Here is an 18,939-nt window from a genome sequence, read left to right as displayed (position 1 = left end):
AGGAACATTCTCCATGAAATATCTTTTCACCGCGGTTCTTTTTCTCGCAACGCAGACTTTTGCCCAGGAATTCACCATCAAGTTTGCGACCCTCGCCCCCGAAGGGAGCACCTGGATCAACGTCATGAAGGAATATGACCAGGCCATCCGGAAAGAAAGCAACGGCCGGCTTGGGTTCAAGATCTACCCCGGGGGAGTTGCCGGCGACGAAAAGGACGTTCTTCGCAAGATCCGTCTGGGACAATTCCAAAGCGCGGGGATCACCGGCGTGGGCATCGGCGAGATCGCAAAATCGGCCCGAATTCTGGATGCTCCGTTCCTTTTCAAGAACCATGACGAGGTCGATTACATCGTTAATCAATATGACGCCGAGCTCCGGAAGGAATTTGAAAACGGCGGATATGTCTTGCTTGGATGGGCCGAAGTCGGGTTTGTGTATGTCTTCACCAATACCCCGGTCACGAAAGTTGAGGACATGCGCAACGTGAAAATGTGGCAATGGGAAGGAGACCCCGTTGCGGAAGCGACGTTCAAAGCCTTCGGGATCAATCCGATTCAACTCTCCATCACCGACGTGCTGACGTCGCTCCAAACCGGCCTGATCAACGGTATGTATACGTCGCCGCTTGCGGGCGTATCGCTTCAATGGTACACCGCAACAAAATATATGCTCGACTATCCGCTCACGAACGCTTCCGGCGCCGTCGTCATCGCGAAGAGAGAATTCGACAAAATGCCGCCGGACCTTCAGGAAATTCTGCTCCGGAACGGGAAGCAGCTGATGCGAAAGCTGACGGAGTTGAGCCGCACAGACAATTTGAAATCGCTCGACGTGCTGAAAAAGAACAAGATCATATTCACAAAACCGGACCCGAGCGAGATCAGCCGTTATGAGGAGATCGGAAAGAACGCGCGCCGGCTGATGGTCGGGAAGCTCTATTCGGAAGATCTGCTGAACCGCGTGGAAAAGTCGGTCATGGATTTCCGCGCGAAGGAGAAGAAATGAAACTGCTGTTGTTCGTCGACCGCTGGCTTGCCCGCATCACCGGCTGGCTGATCATTTTTTTTCTCAGCGTCATGATCCTTATGGCGTTCGGCCAGGTCGTGCTCAGGAATTTTTTCCATACGAGCATCGAATGGGGGGACGTGTTCCTCCGGCACCTGGTGCTCTGGCTGGGGTTCCTCGGCGCGGTGATCGCGACCGGCGAAGGCCGCCACCTGAAAATTGAATTCATCAACAAGCTTGCCCCCGAGCGGTTCAGAAAAATCATCTACGTCGTAACGAACCTCTTCGCTGCGGGCATCTGCTTCCTGCTCATGGAAGCGGCGATCGCGTTCGTCCAGATGGAAGGACAGGCCGGGGACACGCTTATCCTCAACCTCCCGATAACGTACTTCATCATCATCATCCCTGCCGGATACGGCATCATTTCATTTCGCTTTATCGTGCGCTCCGCGGCGTGGCTCGCGGAGATCGTTCACGGGAACTGGCATCTCCAGGAGGAGCAGCACTGATGCCTCTCGTCTATGTTGTTCTCGCACTCGCCGTCCTTGTCCTTTTCGGAGCGCCGCTCTTTTCGATCATCGGGACCATATCGCTCCTGGGGTTTTCTTCGCAAGGGATCGACACGGCAGCGATCATCGTTGAAATGTACCGTCTTGCCAGCCAGCCGGTCCTGCTTGCGATTCCGCTGTTCACTGTTTCGGGATATTTTCTCGCTGAAAGCAAGGCGCCGCAGCGCATTGTCGCGCTCGCACAGGCGCTCATCGGTTGGATGCCCGGAGGATTGGCGATCGTTGTCCTCGCGAGCTGTGCGATCTTCACGGCGTTCACCGGCGGGTCGGGGATCACCATCGTCGCGCTTGGCGGCCTCGTCTTTCCGATCCTGATCGCCGAAAAATACAGCGAAAAATTCGTCCTCGGCCTCGTGACAACGTCCGGCAGCCTCGGCCTGCTCTTCCCGCCGAGCCTTCCGATCATTTTATACGGGACCGTCGCGGAGGTTTCGATCGATCAGTTGTTCCGGGCCGGCATTGTGCCGGGAATTGTGCTGGTGACCGTCCTGGCCGTTTACAGCATCCGGCAGGGGATCGCGTCAAAGATCGAGCGGCATCCGTTCGACGCGAAAAAATTATGGGCTGCGCTGAAAAATGTTATTTGGGAGATCCCGCTTCCCTTTTTCATCATCGGAGGGATCTACGGTGGGTATTTCACGGCGACCGAAGCAGCCGCCGTCACGGCGTTTTACGTCTTCATCGTGGAAGTGTTCATCTACAAGGACCTGAAGATCACGACCGACGTACCGCGGGTGATGAAGGAGAGCATGGTCCTTGTCGGCGCGATCTTGATGATCCTCGCGATGGCGATGGGGCTCACCAGCTTTTTGATCGATCAGCAAATACCGCAAAGACTCTTCGAGCTGATCCGTCAAGTGGTCGAAAGCAAGATCGTTTTCCTGATGATCCTGAACCTTTTCCTCCTGGTCATCGGCATGATGATGGAAATTTTTTCGGCGATCGTCGTTGTCCCTCTCATCGTTCCGATCGCGAAGCAGTACGGCGTCGACCCGATCCATCTCGGCATCATCTTCCTTGCCAACCTGGAGATCGCATACCTGATGCCTCCGGTCGGGATGAACCTGTTCATGTCGAGCTTTCGATTCAAGAAATCGATCGGCAAAGTGACCGTCGCGACGCTCCCGTTCATTCTTGTACTCCTGGCGGGATTACTGATCATCACGTACATCCCCCAACTCAGCCTGTGGCTGGTGAAGTAAATCAGTGTAAAGAAAAGCTTGATCCGATATGTCAGGGGTTTTGGTATTCGTGATTGATATCGCTTAAACATTCCTTAGGGGGGAATCTATGAAACAAACTCAATTGGTCCCGTTCGATCTAATCGAACAACGGATCTTTTTGCTAAGAGGGCAAAGAGTGATGTTCGATAGAGATCTTGCAGAACTGTATGGTGTAGAAACGAAATATCTCAATCGGCAGGTGAGGAGAAACCGGGAGCGATTCCCACAGGAGTTCATGTTTCAGGTGACGACGAAGGAGAAATATGAACTGGTGACAAATTGGCACCGGTTCGGATCTTTGAAGCACTCAAACGTTCTTCCGTATGCATTCACCGAGCACGGAGTTGCGATGCTCTCGTCAGTTCTTCATGGTAAACGGGCAATTCGCATAAACATCCTCATCATCAAAGTATTCCTCAAGTTGCGCGAGATTCTCGCTAGTCATAAAAAGCTTGCACTGAGGCTCAAAGAATTGGAAATGAGAATAGATAAGCATGATGAAACAATTACGGCAATCTTCGAGGCGATACGACAGTTGATGACTCCCCCGGAAAAACCGAAACGGCCGATCGGATTCTAAGGTTGAATGGATAAGGGGGTGAATCCATAGTGACCAGGGAGATGTCCGGTGTACCGGGTTTTTCCGGATCGTTCATTGAATCTCCCCTGCGAATCTTCTATATTTAATCGATGTCGAAAGTAATTTCAAAATATGTCTGTCAGTCGTGCGGGTACATGTCCCCGCGGTGGACCGGCAAATGTCCCAACTGCAATGAATGGAATACGTTCGTCGAAGAGGCGCCGACGCCGGCAAAGATCGCGCGCAAGTCGGGGGGACTCCCATCGAAGATCGAACCGATCGCACTGAAGGACGTCAACGGCTTTGAGGACGTCCGCTTCAAAACGGGGATCGCGGAATTCGACCGGGTTCTCGGCGGAGGGATCGTATCCGGTTCGGTCGTCCTCCTCGGCGGCGATCCGGGCATCGGCAAATCGACGCTGATGATGCAGGTCGCATTAAAATTGCGCGATAAAGCGACGCTGTACATCACCGGAGAAGAATCACTCAAACAAATTAAGCTCCGTGCAGAGCGTCTTGGCGCGCAGTCGGGTTCTGTCCTGCTTCTCCCGGAGACAAACCTGGAAATGATCGGCGACGTGATCGAGCGGGGAGACCCGGACATTGTGATCGTGGACTCTATTCAAACGATGTTCCGCCCGGACCTTGAGAGCGCGCCGGGAAGCGTCGGACAGGTCCGCGAATCCGCCGCCTTGCTCACGCGCATCGCCAAGTCCAAGAGCATCCCGGTGATCTTGATCGGGCACGTGACCAAGGAGGGGATCCTCGCCGGTCCGCGGGTGATCGAACACATGGTCGACACCGTTCTGCAGTTTGAAGGAGAACGCCATTATTCTTACCGCATCCTGCGGGCGACGAAGAACCGATTCGGCTCGACGAACGAGATCGGGATATTCGAGATGCACGACGACGGGATGCACGAAGTGAAGAATCCGTCCGAAGTTTTTCTTTCGGAGAGGACCTACGGCGCATCCGGTGCGACGATCGTCGCCACCCTTGAAGGGACCCGGCCGATCCTGATCGAGGTTCAGGCGCTGGTCAGTTCGACCAGCTACGGGCTTCCGCAGCGGACGGCAACGGGGTTCGACCTCCGGCGTTTGCAAATGCTCCTCGCAGTCCTTGAAAAGAGGGTCGGGCTTGATCTCGGTACGCACGACGTTTTCGTCAACGTTGCCGGAGGAATTCGTGTGGACGAACCCGCCGCGGACCTTGGTATTGCGTCATCGATCGTTTCGTCGCTGCGCGACGTCCCGGTCGATTCGCAGGCTGTCGCCATTGGGGAAATAGGATTGGGAGGAGAGATCCGGACGATCGCTCACAGCGAAAAACGCGTGCAGGAAGCGGCGAAGCTGGGGTTCAAAAAAATCGTCGTCCCCCAGAATAATCTTAAACATCTGAAAAATGCGAACGGAATTTCCATCGTCGGCGTCGAATCGATCACACAGGCGATCAAAGAACTTGTTGGTTAGTTACCAGCTCGCCTTGGTTAGTCTTGTAATCTGAATTCTATATTCTGACTTCTCATCATTGGCCCTTAATCTTTATTCATAATCTTTAATTCTTCATTTTTTATTTTTGATCTTTCAACGTGTCTGATAATCCGTTCATGGCCGAGGCGATCGAGCTTTCGCGGCAGAATATCCGCGACGGAAAAGGGGGGCCGTTTGCGGCGGTGGTCGTGAGAGACGGGGCCGTCATAGCACGGGGGACGAATTTGGTGACATCGACCAATGACCCCACGGCCCATGCGGAAATCGTCGCGATCAGGGAAGCGTGCAGGGCGCTTGGAACATTTCAACTGACCGGCTGCGATATCTACACATCCTGCGAACCGTGCCCCATGTGTCTCGGCGCAATTTATTGGGCGCGCCCGGAGAGAATTTACTATGCGAACACGCATATCGATGCCGCTGGAATCGGGTTTGACGATTTCTTTATTTACAAGGAAATAGCGCTTCCGATCGCCGGGCGGCGGATTCCCATGGAGCAAATGATGCGTAAGGATGCGTTGGTTGCGTTCAGGGAATGGCAGGAGCTGCAGGATAAGATCCACTATTGATCTCACTCAACAACAATTCTTGACCTTATGGACATTCTTCTCGCGACAAACAATCGCCACAAAGTTGAAGAAATAACCGGCATTCTGGCCCCTCATGGATTCACGGTGAAAAGCCTTGTCGATTTTCCCAATGTGGCCAAAACGATCGAAGACCAGCCCACACTGGAAGGAAACGCATTGAAGAAAGCAAGCGAAGCGTTCGCCGCGACCGGAGTATTGTCTTTTGCCGACGATACCGGATTGGAATGTTATTACCTCGAATTGAAACCGGGGGTCATATCTGCCCGCTATGCTGGCGAGAACGCGACGTATGCCGAAAATAATGTAAAATTGTTGAACGCGTTAAAAGGAGTCCCGCCGCGGCGCCGCAATGCCCGGTTCCGCACGGTCATCGCGATCGTGGGGAAAGGGATCCAAAAAGTGGTGGAAGGGAAGGTTGAAGGGGATATCGCCGAGGCACCGCGCGGATCGGGGGGATTTGGATACGATCCCCTGTTCATTCCCGCCGGTTCAAGAAGGACCTACGCTGAAATGACGATGGAAGAAAAAAATAAGCTGAGCCACCGCGCAATGGCAGTGACAAATGCCGTTGAAGTGCTCAAAGAATTGAAGTAAATCTTTAAGGATGGGAAAAAGGCTGCGCTGTGAATTCCGGGATCAATTGCCTGTCAGCTTTTCTTGCTCTTGCTCGGTCCAACTGGTAATTGAATCTCTCTCTGCGGCGGTAAGCCTAGCACCGGCATGTATATAAAGATAATTGTGCAGTGGCATGTCCCCCTTTGACACCTGCTCATAGATCTGCCCCAACTTCAGGACTTTTTTGCTTTTCGGGTATTTTCCCCATTCGGAAAAGTTAAGATGAAGGCGCCCGTTCTCGATGTCGCTCGCTACAAGCCATGACACCGGCGCAACGTAACTGTACCATGGCCATCGCGTCTCGTTAGAATGACAGTCAAAACACGATGTCCTGAGCAATCCGGCGGCGGGCATTCTGAACCCCGAGTCCGCGGCGATGGTCATCGCCGGATCGGTCGGCGGAGTCGACCTGTCGGGCTGTCCGAATTGAATGAGGATGAAAGCTCCGGCGACAATGATGATCACCCAGCGAAGGATCTTTTTCAACGTTCGTTCTCCGTCAAGTTTTTAGCGATCTGTTTTTTGAAGTCCTGTGAATTCCCGGCGGAGTTCTTCCGGGAACGGCGCAGGCCTTCCGTTGTCAATTCGTACAAACACTCCGAGCTGTTCCGCTGTTGTGACGATAGTTCCCCGGACAGAAAATTCAGCGGAAAGCGCCCATTTCACGTTCCCCGCCTCCTTGCCCCACATGGCGCCGCTCACCGCGTCGAATATTTTCACGGGTCTCTTGTAATTGATGACCGTCTGCGTGACGACGGGAGAAATCCCCCGTTCCATCAGGACCGCAAGAGGGAGATACGTGTCGAGCAGCTTCATCCGCAGGTCTTCGAGCCATCTGATGTAAACGATGTTGCTGACATGCGCCGCGAAATCGATATCGTACGTTTTCGGCTCAAACGGCAACTGAATAAAGAGGGGCTTTCCTTCATTTGGCGTCATCGGTCAATTCTTTCAGCGCAGCGGTGTAGATGAGGTAGTCATGATGCGAGTAACAGACCACCGTGACTTGTTTTGGGTAATCGGCAGACGTAAGATACGATGCAATGGTCTTCAAAGCAACGCGTGATGCCCGCTCGATGGGAAATCCGTACACCCCCGTGCTGATGGAAGGGAATGCGATCGTTTCTATCCGATGCTGCGCTGCGAGTGTCAAACTGTTGTTGTAACAATCGCGCAAGTTTTCGTCCTCCCGGTTGTTCCCGCCGCGCCAAACCGGTCCGACGGTGTGGATGACCCATGCAGCCGGAAGTTTATACCCCTTTGTTATCTTTGCTTCGCCGGTGTTGCATCCGTGTAAACTGCGGCATTCTTCGAGCAGCTCGGGCCCCGCAGCGCGGTGGATCGCGCCGTCAACGCCTCCTCCGCCGAGGAGCGAAGTGTTGGCCGCATTCACGATCGCATCGGTCTTTTGACGGGTAACATCTCCTTCGGTGATGGAAATTCTTTCGATCATTGTATCGCTACCATTTCTTGAAAACGAAGAATGCGGCGGCGATGAGAAGCACAAAGCCGACGACATAATTCCAGCGCAATTCCTCCTTAAGATACACGACGGAGAAAACGCTGAAGACGACAAGGGTGATCACTTCCTGAATCGTCTTTAGCTGGGCTCCCGAGAACTGGTACGACCCGATCCGGTTTGCGGGGACCTGAAAGCAATATTCAACAAAAGCGATGAGCCAGCTGACGAGGATGACTTTCCACAGCGCCACTTCTTTGAACTTCAAATGGCCGTACCAAGCGATGGTCATAAAAATGTTTGAAACCGTCAGCAGTCCGATCGTTTTCATTCCTCTCCTCGTTGATGTGGATCATTGTGCGCCCAGGTCCGAAAGTGCCCGCCTGACCCTTGAGTTATCCGGGTCAAGCTCCAGTTCTTTCTTATAGAAGGTTGCCGCATTCTTCTTGTCCCCCGTCTTCAGATACGCTTCGGCCAAACTGTCATAAGTATTCGGAGTGTTTGGAAAAAGGTCGACATTGATCTTAAAAAGCGAGATGGCAATGTCGTCCTTGCCGGCCTCCAGGAATTGATAGCCAAAAAAATTCAGGAAGCGATCGTCGTACGGCCGATGAGCCTGCGCTGCAAGCGAAGCGGCATTGGCGTGAATATAGTCATATCCCTTTTCGGTGATAAGGCGATAAAGCTTTGTGATAAAGGGAGATTCGAGGGGCGGAAACGGATCTCCCCTGATGATCGAAACGATCCGGCGCGAAAGCTCGTCGGCAATTTCCCCCATGTTGGCGAGGATCACATACGCGTATCCGTCTTCCTTGTTGTAGTAGATCGCGGCATTCCAGAACGGCGTTCCTCCGCCGAACATTCCGTTCCCATACTTGGTCCCGGACGGCAGCGTGTTGCGGAGTTTTGCTTCGGTAAAAGTAAGAAGATCCGACGCGGTAGTGTAGATTCCTCCGGCAGGTGAGCTGTTGGAAATATCGTCGATGCTCTTCTTGTTCCCGTCGAATTCGATGGTGGTGCCATTCGCACGCCGCACCTGCTGCTTTTTTTCCTCCTTGGTGTAATAGATATTTTTGAGTCCGAGCGGCTCCGCAATTCGGTCCTGAATATTTTTCTCGAAACTTTTCCCGGTCACCTTCTCGATGACCATTCCGAGGACTGCATATCCGGAGTTCGAATATTGTTGGCTTGATCCGGGCTCAAAGAGCAGCGGTTCGTCCTTTATAATGTCCACAAGCTGTGCCAAAGTGTAATCGGAAAACTCAATGCCCCTGAAGCGCGGGTCCCGCAGAAAGTCCCCCAATCCCGCTCTCATATTGAGCAGCTGCCTGATGGTGATTTTATCCCCCGTTTTGGGAGGAAAAACATCGAGATACTTGCTCAACGGCGCGTCATACGAGACCTTCTTTTCCTTCACGAGCTGGTGGATGAGCTCTTCTGTGAACTGCTTGTTCAAGGAGCCGATGTTGAACAGCGTTCCGTCGTCAACGGCTCGCTGGGTCTCCCAATCGGCAAAGCCGGAGCTCTTGTGATAGATCTCTTTTCCGTTATGGGATATTATGACGATGCCGGAGAATATTCCTTTTTTTGCGGCATCGGTCATCAGCGAGTCGGTCTTTTGCGCGACCGCCGCTTCGTCGGTCTGCCCGAGTGCAGCGGATGTCAGGACGGTCGCGCCAAGAAAAAGCAGGGAAATCAAGTTCTTCATCGGGAATCCTGTCGAAAAATGTTATTCATGTTGAGCGGGGTACAGATTTGACTGAAGTGCGGCGGGAGAAGTTCCCTGCCGCAGTGTTTAAGATAATCAGAGTAATGAACGTTTACAACGCGCCCCGAAGATTTTCTACGGACCCTCATGCATGCTCCCTTTCCCGCGCTTTCGTTGACTCTCCGCGGCAATTTTTGTATTTTAAATGCTGAAAAAAGGAAGACTTTTCTCAATGATCGTTAAGCTAGCCCTCGAGAACGGTGCGGTGTTCACCGGTGAAAATTTCGGCGCCGAAGGAGAAATCACCGGCGAAGTCGTCTTTAATACGAGCATTACCGGCTACCAGGAGATCCTTACAGACCCGTCCTACGCCGGGCAGATCGTCACGATGACGTATCCGCTCATCGGAAATTACGGCGTCAATGCTGCCGATGTGGAATCGGTCAAGCCCCAGGTTGCCGGCTTCATCGTGCGGGAGTATTTTGACTTTTACAGCAACTGGCGGGCAGCATCCAGTCTCGGCGATTGGTTGAAAAAGAACAACATTATTGCCATCCAGGGCATCGACACAAGGATGCTGACGAAGATGATCCGCACACTCGGCGCTTTGCGCGGCGTTCTCTCGACGATCGACCTTGACGATGCGAGTTTGGTGAAGAAGGCGAAAGCGTCGCCGGAGATGAACGGACTCGACCTGGCCAAAAATGTGACGTGCAGCGCGCCGTATTCGTGGGATGAGATCGACAGGACGATGTTCGCGCTCGCACCGCGGACTCGCGACACTCACCGCAACGGCGAACGGTTCAAGGTCGTGGTGTATGATTACGGCGTGAAGCAAAATATCCTCCGCCGGCTTGCGCGGTACGGCTGCGCGCTGACCGTCGTCCCCGCATCGTATCCGGCCGAGCAGGTGCTGGCGATGAATCCCGACGGAATTTTTCTTTCCAACGGTCCGGGCGATCCCGATGCCGTGAAATATGCGATCATGAACTTGAAGAAGTTGATCGGCACGAAGCCGATGTTCGGCATCTGCCTCGGCCATCAGCTCCTCGCGCTTGCGCTCGGGGGAAAAACGTACAAACTGAAGTTCGGGCACCGGGGCGCCAACCATCCGGTGAAAAACCTCCAGACCGGCGACATCGAGATCACGTCGCAGAACCACGGTTTCGCCGTCGACTGGAAAACGATGGACGAAAAGAACGTCGAACTGACGCACCTCAACCTCAACGACAGCACTGTCGAAGGGTTCCAGCATAAGCATCTCCCCCTTTTCTGCGTCCAGTATCATCCGGAAGCTTCCCCCGGTCCGCACGACAGCGATTATCTTTTCGCAAAGTTCATTGCGCTGATGGAAAACGCCGGAACAAAGACCGAGAAGAAGAAAACCGCCGTCTGACCGCTTTCGTAACATCTTCGCTGTTTACCATTCACCATTTGCTCTTCTATAACGATAGAAAAAGACTTCTGCGAGACGATAGGAGGATTTCATGGATTTAGGATCACAGACCGTTCTTATTACCGGCGGCGCTTCGGGCATCGGATCTGCGCTCGCCGAGCGGTTTCTCAACGCCGGCAGCGAGGTGATTGTCTGTGGACGCCGCGAGGATAAGCTTCGCGAAATCAAAGCAAAATTTCCGAAGATCCATACCCGCGCATGCGATGCCTCGCGGTCTTCCGAGAGAATCTCGTTGTTCCAGTGGACGGCGAAGGAATTCCCGAACACCAACGTTCTCATCAACAATGCAGGCATCCAGCGGCGGTTTCAGCTTGCTCAGGCCTCCCGCTGGGATGAGGTGGAGGAGGAGATCGCCATCAACCTTGATGCCCCGATCCATCTCACGACCTTGTTCATTCCGCACCTGGCAGCACAGGGTCATCCTGCAATCATCAACATCACTTCCGGTCTGGCCTTCGCGCCGATGGCCATGGCGCCGGTCTATTGCGCCACCAAAGCGGCCCTCCGGTCGTTCACGCTTTCGCTGAGACACCAGCTCTCCTCGACGCCGATCTCCGTCATCGAAATCATCCCCCCGGCAGTGAATACCGACCTCGGCGGGAAGGGGCTTCATTCAACGGCCACGCCATTGGATGAGTTCGCCGATGCCGCGGTCGAGCAATTGAAAAACGGCAGCCTGGAGATCTCCTACGGTTTTTCTTCGAACGCCAGCCGTGCGTCCCGCGATGAATTGAACGAGATGTTTAAGCGGATGAACCAGCCCCGTCGATGAAGCGGGAAATGTAAATGCCGGATGGGAGCGCTCCCTGGAAGGTTACGAAAAGATGCTTCGGGGGGAGGGAGGATGAAGAAAGCTGCCTACTTCTTCTCTCCAAAAATTTTCAGCCATTCCTCGACCTGACCCTTCGATAACGCCGTCGGATCTTTTTCTTCCCCCCTATCGGGTTCCTCAAAAAGAAGGTTGCTGAAATATTTTGACGTGTACGTCGGGCAGGAACATTCTCTTGCATAGCTTAGTATTTCCCGGTCCGAAGAGACGATGACGAGGAGCGTTCGGTTTTTCGACTGCTCGATCATCGATTTTATCCTGGCGTCCGCTGATTGCGGCGCCGAGAAGACGATATGGAGCGGCGAATGCGTGGACGAAGGATGGGGTTCGTGCGGCCTTGCTCCGTCGAAAACGATCGTGCAGCGGAATTTTCGCTTGAAGGTCAGCCGGGAAACGAGAAAGATCAGCTGCTCCCTTGCCTGAGATCCATCATGCGCAAGCAGCTTCTTCAGCGTTGGAATCGCGTGGATGACATTGTATCCGTCGATGATATAGTGGGGAAGCATCGCTGCGTTCAATACCGTTAGACCAGTTCGATCTCGCTCAGGAGGCTCATGTCGACGCGCACAATGCCGTTCTTGGAGGGAAGGAACATATCCTTGAACTTCGCGCCGACAACCACCTCGTCGAATTTATAGGATGACCGGCTGTGCACCGTCTGCGAAAACGTTTCGTCGATCGCCGTCAGCAGGATCGCAAACTCGGCATCCGTCGCCTCCAGGTCCTTTTGTGTAACGCCGAAGAGGGGGCTCTGCTCGTCGATCGGATGGACAATGGTCCAGTTGAGCGGAAAAAAAACAACTTTGCTCCGTTCCAGCGGGAGCTGGTAAAAGCGCCTGAGGTTCCTTCCGTTGACGTGCTCGATCCGGCTGTAAGTAAGAGTCGCCGAAACTTCGATGAGCTGATTTCGCCTCTCGTTGACGATCCTGAACATGAAGCCGGTAATGTCATGAAAAGGGGCGATCACCGCTTTCTCGCTGTATTGAATCTGCGCGTTCGGCCGGGAGAAGCGCGCGAACAATAATCCGGTCGCCAGCGCAAACCCGAAAAGACCGGTCAACGCTTCAAACGCGACGACGACGTTCGCGGCGAATCCAGAGGGAGTCATCTTGCCGTAACCGATCGTCGCCAGCGTTTGCACGCTGAAGAAGAATGCGTCGAAGAAACGTCCGCCGGGCGAAGTGGCCGCCGACCCCTCAATTGCCTGAAGTCCGCACGCCATATACAGCAGCCCGAAGATCGTGTTGACAAGAAAGTACGACACCACAATGATCGAGTGGAATTTAGCCCATGACATCGAAAGGAGGGCATGGTACGGGTTCAGCGATCTAAAGAGGGACTGTCCGGTCCGTTCGACGTTGAAGCTTCCGTCCCGGTTAAGGAATCGAGTCCGTTCCTGTTGTGTGACCTTCGACCCGAGGCCGAGGTCCTGTGCGTCGTCTTTCAGAGAGGGGGGAGTCTTCTTTTTTCTTGCTGCCAATGTTGATCCTTTGATTTGTGTTTGGTTTTTTTACCACAAGGGGACAAAGACGCATAAGGGTCTTTGTGTCTTTCCGCCTTTGTGGCGTGCATTCATCGTAATTCGTATCTCATTGTCTGCGCCTTGTCCCGGTAAAAACCGATGGAACGGAGCGTTTCAGCCATCGGGCCTTCCGTCGGACGGAGCCCATCGCAGTATTCAACGATGATCTCCCGCTCGTCGCGGAATGACGACCGGAGGTTGGCAACAAATTGTTCCAGTCCGGCGCGGACCGTCTCCCGGGATGACTCGGCAACGGTCGTTATTCGCGCACCGAAGCCTTCGATCCACAAGATCGGCGTTCCTTTGTCAAAGACAAAATAATTCAAAGGAAGCCGGGAAATCCGGAGGCCGGATTCCGGCGATCTCCCAGCGATCTCGACCCCGAGGCCGTACGGATTCGCGGGGTCGCAGGCATTGATCACCATCGTAGGAGTGTCGTTCATAGTTAATCGTTCACTGGTGATTGACCTCATCATCTCAACGGCTGCCGGCAGAGCGAACTGCATTCCCGATAACCCATCGACAAAATAGCCCCGGCGGATCTCTCCGCGCAGTTCCATTTTTTGGAACTCCAGTGCGAGCAAAGGCCACGAAAGGAGGTTGTCTTCCCGTTTTGCGATCTCCCGCGCTACGATGCCGTAACGAAGCAGGAGCTGCTGTGCCTGTCGCGCCGTTTTTTCTTCCAGCGAGGCCTTTTCACCGAGAACTCTCCGCGTGTGGACGAGCGACCAGCGTCCGTTCCATCCGGGGGCGTTTCGCAGGGCCTTCCTGACGGAATTCATCGCGAACGATTTCAGCGGATTGCGCCTCGGGTTCGTCAAGATGATCCGTTCAGCCGGAAGAGGCGATTCGTCTTTGGTCTTGAACCGTTTGACGTTCAACGCTTCATCGACAACGTCGTTGGTGATCAGCTTCTGCCAGAACAATTCCGCGACGGCCTTGTTCAACGCTGCCAGGGAAAAGGAAGTTCCTTCGCGGATGTCCGAAAGAAACGATGCGCCGTTGCCTTTAAGGAACTCATACAACTCTTTCGCGGGGGATGAGGCCCCTTCGAGCAACGTATCCTTTTCATCGATAAAACAGGCCCCGTCTCCGCTGAAGAGCCATTGAGATTTTCCGGGGGAGGAGCCTATGCAGATAATTTCTCCCCTCGCCGACAATGTTCGCAGCGCTGCCGGGTCGTAGTTCTTCATCCTGTTCCTGAAGATCTCAGCCTCCCATAACTCGGAGCTAAGAGCATATCCTTCCATTTGTTCGAGAACAGTCACAAGACCCGCTTCACCGTTTGTCTGCGTTGAAGGATGCCGGTGCTGCCAATGAGAAAGAAAACTCGTGAAATCGCTGATCGAAGCCGGCTTGATCTCCTTCCGGAGAATGTTGATCGACGCCCGATGGATCCGTTCCAGGTTCGGCCTGTAGCACCATTGCACGATCTCATGTTCCGTCGAGAATGAACCGTGAATGATCTGTTCCTCTTCGGGGAGGGACCGGAGGATGCCTTCGCATTCTTCGTTTGGAATTCCGAACCGCGAAGCGATCTGTTCCGCCCGGAGAGGCGTATGCGAGCGGAGCATTCGCGTTATCAGGAAGCGGAGGCATTCTTCCCGCTTGAGCGGCGAGGTTTGAAACTCCTCGGGAAGAGCAACAAGCGTTTCGCGGCTGACCACGGCGATCGGAAGATAGAACGGAACCTCCTCCGCGGCTATAAAAAATTCTTTCCCGTTCATCGTCACGCGAACGATCGTCCCTTGTTGTTGGAGCTGGTCTTTGAGCTTCGGGCCGTTTCCGGCGGAACGCTCCGCCAGCTCTTCCCGGGTCAGTTCACCGATTCGCAGAAGGATCTCGAGCAATTCTTCGGCGGTGCGGGCTTTGCGGGTATCAGAGGTGAACTGAAGCTGTTCTTCGATCCGGTCGAGCGCATCGTGCTTGATGACGGTTTTTACGGCGTCGAGGTTCACGACTTCGGCAAGCAGTTCCCGGTTGAGATGCTGGTATTGATTCGCGGAGCTGTTTCTCGGCTGATCCCCTTCATACATGTAGACCGCGATGAAATCGAACAAAACTGCCGATGCGAACGGCGACGGCATTTCTGTCTGGACCGAATGGATGCCGATCGTCCCTGATTCGACCTTCCCCATCACTTCCTTAAAATGTTCGAAATCGAGGGCGTCGTTCAGGCAATCGCGGATCGTTTCGATGACGATCGGGAAATCGTCGACCTTGCGCACGACCTGAAGCAGATCCCCGGCGCGGAGCCGCTGCAGCCAAAGGGGGGTCCGTTTTCCGATCCTAGTCTTCGGCAACAGAAGGGCCCGCGCTGAATTTTGCCTGAATAGCGCGCCAAAAAGGGGAGAGATGACCAGTTCATCAAGGATCAACTCCTGCGCTTTTGCCGCGGTGAGGCCGGCGAAAAGGTCGAGCGGGAGCCGTTCGACGTCCGAACAGCGGAAGAGAATTCCGTCGTCATTGTAGAGCATCTGGATCTCGGTGCCGAGACGTTCGCGGAGCTGGTGCGAAAGGACGAGCCCAAGGAGCCCGTTCACCCTTCGGCCGAAGATGGAATGCACGACAATGCGCGGATCGCCGATCTCGTCGCGGAACCCTTCCACCACGATCGAAGAATGCGTGGGAAGAAATTTCGTTGCCGCCTTTTGCTGCCGGAGATAGTCGACGATGTTTCGCGCCGAATGTGCATCGACGGGATAATTGTCGCGAAGCCATTCGACGTGGGCGGGCTCACCGGATGAAAGCTCGTCCAGGAATTTTCCGATCTTTTCGCCGAGCTCGAACGTCCGCCCGATTCCTTCTCCCCGCCAGAAAGGCATCCGCGCCGGTTCGCCGGGAGCCGGCGCGACGACGATCTTGTTGGCGTCGATGTCGAGCATCTTCCATACGTTCGAACCGAGAATGAAGGTATCACCCGTCCGGCTTTCATAAATAAACTCTTCGTCCACTTCGCCGATCTTTGTTTTCAGATCCTCCAGGTAGACGCCAAAATAGCCCCGGTCGGGAATTGTACCGGCATTCGTGATCGCAAGATGCGATGAGCCGGGAAGCGCCGAGAGCGTATTGCGGACCTTGTCCCACGAGATCCGCGGCCGCAGTTCGCGGAACGCTTCGTTCGTGTACCGCCCGGCGAGCAACTGGACGACGCTGGTGAAGGCCTTTTTTGAGAGGCTTTGATAGCAGGTGGATTGGCGAACAAGGTCGAACAACTGTTCCGCGTTCCAATCTTCCACGCTTACCATCGAAACAATGTGCTGGGCAAGGACGTCGAGACAGTCGTGCGGAACGTGCGTCTCTTCGATCGCATGCTCTTCCATTTCCTTCGCGACCACGGTCGACTCGATCAGGTCCTCGCGGTGCGTGATGAAGATCCTCCCTTTGCTCGTCGCGCTGACGAGGTGCCCCGACCGTCCGACCCGCTGCAATCCTCTCGCAATTCCCTTTGGCGATTGGATCTGGATGACCAGGTCGATGCTGCCGATGTCGATGCCGAGTTCAAGCGCGGATGTTGCGACGAGCACGCGGAGTTTTCCCTGTTTCAGGTCCGCCTCCATCTGTTCTCTGGCCGTTCGCGACATGCTGCCATGGTATGCCTGCACGACGATGTCAGGTATTTTTGTCGGCGGAGATAACGGCTCGGAAGAATACGGAACGGCGTAATTGTTGAAGGTGTGTTCCCGGCCTTCAAGTAGTTCGTTCAATTGTGCGGCAACCCGTTCGGCGAGGCGCCTGTTGTTCACAAAGATCAGCGTTGTTTTGTGCCGGTAGATCTCATCGATGAGCCGGGGGAAGATCAGGGTCCAGATGCTGTCGGTCGGAAGGTCGGAAAAATCCTGCGCGACGCAGTTCACCTGGAGGTCCATTTTCTTCTTGTAGCCGGCGTCGACGATCGTTACGGCGCGGGAGATCAGTTGTCCGTTCTTCCATTCCTGTCCCCCCAGGAACCGGGCGATCGTTTCCAACGGCCGCTGTGTCGCCGACAATCCGATCCGCACGAAAGAATTCGCTGTCGCCCGTTCCAGCCGCTCCAGCGACAATGATAAATGTACTCCGCGCTTGTTCCCGCTGATGGAATGGATCTCGTCCACGATAACGTAGCGGACGGAAGCGAAAATTTTTCTCGCCCTCTGCGACGAGAGCATAAGATAGAGCGACTCCGGCGTCGTGATCAAAATGTCGGGGGGATTTTTCAGGATCGCAGCACGCTCCGCTTGAGTCGTATCTCCCGTGCGGACGGCGCTCCGAAGTTTTGCGAGCTGGACCGATTGTGAAACCGCTGCGTCCTGAATACCTTTGAGGGGAAGTTCGAGGTTGCGATGGATGTCGTTGTTGAGCGCCTTAAGGGGGGAGATATAGAGGACGCGCACGCCGGCGGAACGTTCTTTTTCTCCCCTGTGGCCGTTCTTTGCCGCGGCCAAATTTTCTTCGACCAGGTGATTGATGCACCAGAGAAAAGCGGAGAGCGTTTTTCCGGAGCCGGTCGGGGCGACGATGAGGGTGTTATTTCCTGCCGCAATGGAGGGCCAGCCCAGTTGTTGCGGAGGGCTCGGTTCGCCGAACGATTGTACGAACCAGGAGCGGACAAGGGGATGGAACGCCGCCAAGACATCTGAAGTATTCATCGAATAAAAGTAAGTAATGGGGAGGCGAAGGGCAAGACGGGGATGGAATTTCTGAGCCTCGTTCAGGCGCGGGGTTTCTGGGATGCCGAAAGAGGGAGGCGGATGGTTACGGTGGTCCCGTGTCCAAAATCGCTCTGAATGCTGAGGCTTCCCCCATGCATCTCGATCAGCTGTTTCGCGACGGTCAGGCCGAGCCCGGAGCCCTGCTGTTCATACTGCTTTCGGTTGAACTGCACGTAAGCGCCGATGTTCTCGATCTGCTCGCCGGTCATCCCGCGCCCGCGGTCGATGACCACCATCATTAACGAATTTCCCTCGGTGACGGTGCCGAAGTATACCGGCGTTCCTTTCGTCGAGTACCGGAAGGCGTTGTCGCCGATCTCTTCGACGATCTTTGCGAAGTACTGGGACGAAATCGCCACCGAGCCGGGGACAAGGTGCAGGTCGAGGTCGTCGACACGGTTGCTTTCGAGGGCCTTTTCCCGGGCAAGCTCCTCGATGATGTTCGCGACGTCGGTGCTGCTGTGGAGGAGGAGTTCCTGCTGACGCTTGTCGGTCTGCTGCGTACCGATCTGCGCGTAGATCAGATAATTTTCGACGAGCCGAAGAAGGCGCCTGCCGTTTCTGTAGATCCGCTCGGACATCTTTGCGATCTCTTGCGGCTGCAGGTTGTTGTAGTCCTTGCGCATGATGTCGGCAAATCCGAGGATGCCGTTGAGGGGCGTGCGGAGTTCGTGCGGGATAGCGGTGCTCATCCTCGACCGGAGCTCGTCGAGTTTTCTTTCGGCCCGCTCGGCTATCAGCCGGTGCTTTTTCAATCGCGCGGCGACTGTGGAGACGAGCTCGGCTGGGGAAAACGGCTTGGGCAAATAATCGTCCGCTCCCAGCTCCATACCCTGCCGCATGCCGCCGCGGTCCGGGTTGCTCGTCATGAGGATGAACGGGATCGTCGCCGTCACCGAATCGTTCCTGATGGCGGTCAGCATCTGGTACCCGTTCACCAGCTCCATACGAATGTCGCAAATGATCAGGTCGGGAAGGGATGTCCGCGCGATCTCAATGCCGTCGGCGCCGTTCTTTGCGCCGAGCGCATCAAAGCCGCTGGCGCGAAGTATTGCGATGGTCGTTTCCCGGAGGGAATCTTCGTCGTCGATGACGAGAATTTTGGTCATAATGGACTGCTGCGCTTAAGCTTCTCCCGAAGGCTACGATGCAGAAAAGAAATTTCGTCCTGCAGAATCTTTAATTTTCCAGGCTACAATAA

Annotated in this window: 18 protein-coding genes; 9 read left to right on the top strand and 9 right to left on the bottom strand. The window is 54.5% G+C overall.

The genetic code is table 11. The annotated features are described in order from the left end of the window. Positions 1 to 13: 13 nt before the first annotated feature. The 7 genes from dctP to rdgB all read left to right on the top strand — a co-directional run bounded on the left by dctP (position 14) and on the right by rdgB (position 6,052). On the top strand, positions 14 to 1,006 hold the full coding sequence (dctP, locus tag VMF88_11930) for a TRAP transporter substrate-binding protein DctP (GenBank protein HTY11767.1): 993 nt from the start codon (positions 14 to 16) through the stop codon (positions 1,004 to 1,006). After that, the gene (locus tag VMF88_11925) at positions 1,003 to 1,515 is read left to right on the top strand and encodes a TRAP transporter small permease (protein ID HTY11766.1); all 513 of its coding nucleotides are present in this window, start codon (positions 1,003 to 1,005) and stop codon (positions 1,513 to 1,515) included. Before dctP ends, VMF88_11925 begins: the two co-directional genes overlap by 4 nt. Continuing rightward, positions 1,515 to 2,777 carry a TRAP transporter large permease subunit gene (locus VMF88_11920; protein ID HTY11765.1) on the top strand — a complete coding sequence of 421 codons (1,263 nt, stop codon included), beginning with the start codon at positions 1,515 to 1,517 and terminating at the stop codon, positions 2,775 to 2,777. The genes VMF88_11925 and VMF88_11920 overlap by 1 nt, the downstream gene beginning before the upstream one ends. Positions 2,778 to 2,865: 88 nt before the next feature. Further along, positions 2,866 to 3,378 (top strand): ORF6N domain-containing protein, encoded by a 513-nt coding sequence (locus tag VMF88_11915; protein HTY11764.1) that lies wholly within the window; start codon positions 2,866 to 2,868, stop codon positions 3,376 to 3,378. A 110-nt stretch (positions 3,379 to 3,488) separates the two neighbouring features. Continuing rightward, positions 3,489 to 4,847, top strand: coding sequence for a DNA repair protein RadA (gene radA, locus VMF88_11910; protein ID HTY11763.1), 1,359 nt, complete (start codon positions 3,489 to 3,491; stop codon positions 4,845 to 4,847). Between the two features lie 137 nt (positions 4,848 to 4,984). Continuing rightward, positions 4,985 to 5,437, top strand: coding sequence for a nucleoside deaminase (locus tag VMF88_11905; protein ID HTY11762.1), 453 nt, complete (start codon positions 4,985 to 4,987; stop codon positions 5,435 to 5,437). A gap of 27 nt (positions 5,438 to 5,464) precedes the next feature. Next, positions 5,465 to 6,052 (top strand): RdgB/HAM1 family non-canonical purine NTP pyrophosphatase, encoded by a 588-nt coding sequence (rdgB, locus tag VMF88_11900; protein ID HTY11761.1) that lies wholly within the window; start codon positions 5,465 to 5,467, stop codon positions 6,050 to 6,052. 42 nt (positions 6,053 to 6,094) lie between these two features. Here rdgB and VMF88_11895 read toward each other — a convergent pair whose 3' ends face one another. Genes VMF88_11895 through VMF88_11875 form a run of 5 tightly spaced genes read right to left on the bottom strand, consistent with a single transcriptional unit; the run spans position 6,095 to position 9,240 of the window. After that, the gene (locus VMF88_11895; protein ID HTY11760.1) at positions 6,095 to 6,559 is read right to left on the bottom strand and encodes a heme-binding domain-containing protein; all 465 of its coding nucleotides are present in this window, start codon (positions 6,557 to 6,559) and stop codon (positions 6,095 to 6,097) included. Positions 6,560 to 6,580: 21 nt separating this feature from the next. Then, complete coding sequence (locus VMF88_11890) at positions 6,581 to 7,012, bottom strand: thioesterase family protein (GenBank protein HTY11759.1); 432 nt, start codon at positions 7,010 to 7,012, stop codon at positions 6,581 to 6,583. Further along, a complete protein-coding gene (locus VMF88_11885) occupies positions 6,999 to 7,526 on the bottom strand; it encodes an O-acetyl-ADP-ribose deacetylase (protein ID HTY11758.1) in 528 nt (175 codons plus the stop codon). Before VMF88_11885 ends, VMF88_11890 begins: the two co-directional genes overlap by 14 nt. Positions 7,527 to 7,533: 7 nt before the next feature. Then, positions 7,534 to 7,863, bottom strand: coding sequence for a DMT family protein (locus VMF88_11880; GenBank protein HTY11757.1), 330 nt, complete (start codon positions 7,861 to 7,863; stop codon positions 7,534 to 7,536). 21 nt (positions 7,864 to 7,884) lie between these two features. Next, positions 7,885 to 9,240: a serine hydrolase gene (locus VMF88_11875; GenBank protein HTY11756.1), complete on the bottom strand. Its 1,356-nt coding sequence runs from the start codon at positions 9,238 to 9,240 to the stop codon at positions 7,885 to 7,887. Positions 9,241 to 9,472: 232 nt separating this feature from the next. Here VMF88_11875 and carA point away from each other — a divergent pair, with 232 nt between their 5' ends. Together carA and VMF88_11865 are read left to right on the top strand one after the other, a co-directional pair. Then, a complete protein-coding gene (gene carA / locus VMF88_11870) occupies positions 9,473 to 10,636 on the top strand; it encodes a glutamine-hydrolyzing carbamoyl-phosphate synthase small subunit (GenBank protein ID HTY11755.1) in 1,164 nt (387 codons plus the stop codon). A gap of 91 nt (positions 10,637 to 10,727) precedes the next feature. After that, complete coding sequence (locus VMF88_11865) at positions 10,728 to 11,468, top strand: SDR family NAD(P)-dependent oxidoreductase (protein ID HTY11754.1); 741 nt, start codon at positions 10,728 to 10,730, stop codon at positions 11,466 to 11,468. Between the two features lie 86 nt (positions 11,469 to 11,554). Here VMF88_11865 and VMF88_11860 read toward each other — a convergent pair whose 3' ends face one another. The 4 genes from VMF88_11860 to VMF88_11845 form a co-directional block, all read right to left on the bottom strand. Next, positions 11,555 to 12,043: an NYN domain-containing protein gene (locus VMF88_11860; protein ID HTY11753.1), complete on the bottom strand. Its 489-nt coding sequence runs from the start codon at positions 12,041 to 12,043 to the stop codon at positions 11,555 to 11,557. A gap of 5 nt (positions 12,044 to 12,048) precedes the next feature. Next, a complete protein-coding gene (locus VMF88_11855; protein HTY11752.1) occupies positions 12,049 to 13,005 on the bottom strand; it encodes an ion channel in 957 nt (318 codons plus the stop codon). Between the two features lie 92 nt (positions 13,006 to 13,097). Next, positions 13,098 to 17,675: a crosslink repair DNA glycosylase YcaQ family protein gene (locus VMF88_11850; GenBank protein ID HTY11751.1), complete on the bottom strand. Its 4,578-nt coding sequence runs from the start codon at positions 17,673 to 17,675 to the stop codon at positions 13,098 to 13,100. A 62-nt stretch (positions 17,676 to 17,737) separates the two neighbouring features. Continuing rightward, entirely contained in the window at positions 17,738 to 18,847 is a 1,110-nt protein-coding gene (locus VMF88_11845) for a hybrid sensor histidine kinase/response regulator (GenBank protein HTY11750.1), read from the bottom strand. Between the last annotated feature and the right edge of the window lie 92 nt (positions 18,848 to 18,939).

The sequence above is a fragment of the Bacteroidota bacterium genome, assembly GCA_035506275.1.
Classification (GTDB): Bacteria; Bacteroidota; Ignavibacteria; order UBA10030; family UBA8401; genus JAGVPT01.
Note: the sequence above shows the minus strand (reverse complement) of the source record. Positions and strands in the feature narration are given on the sequence as shown.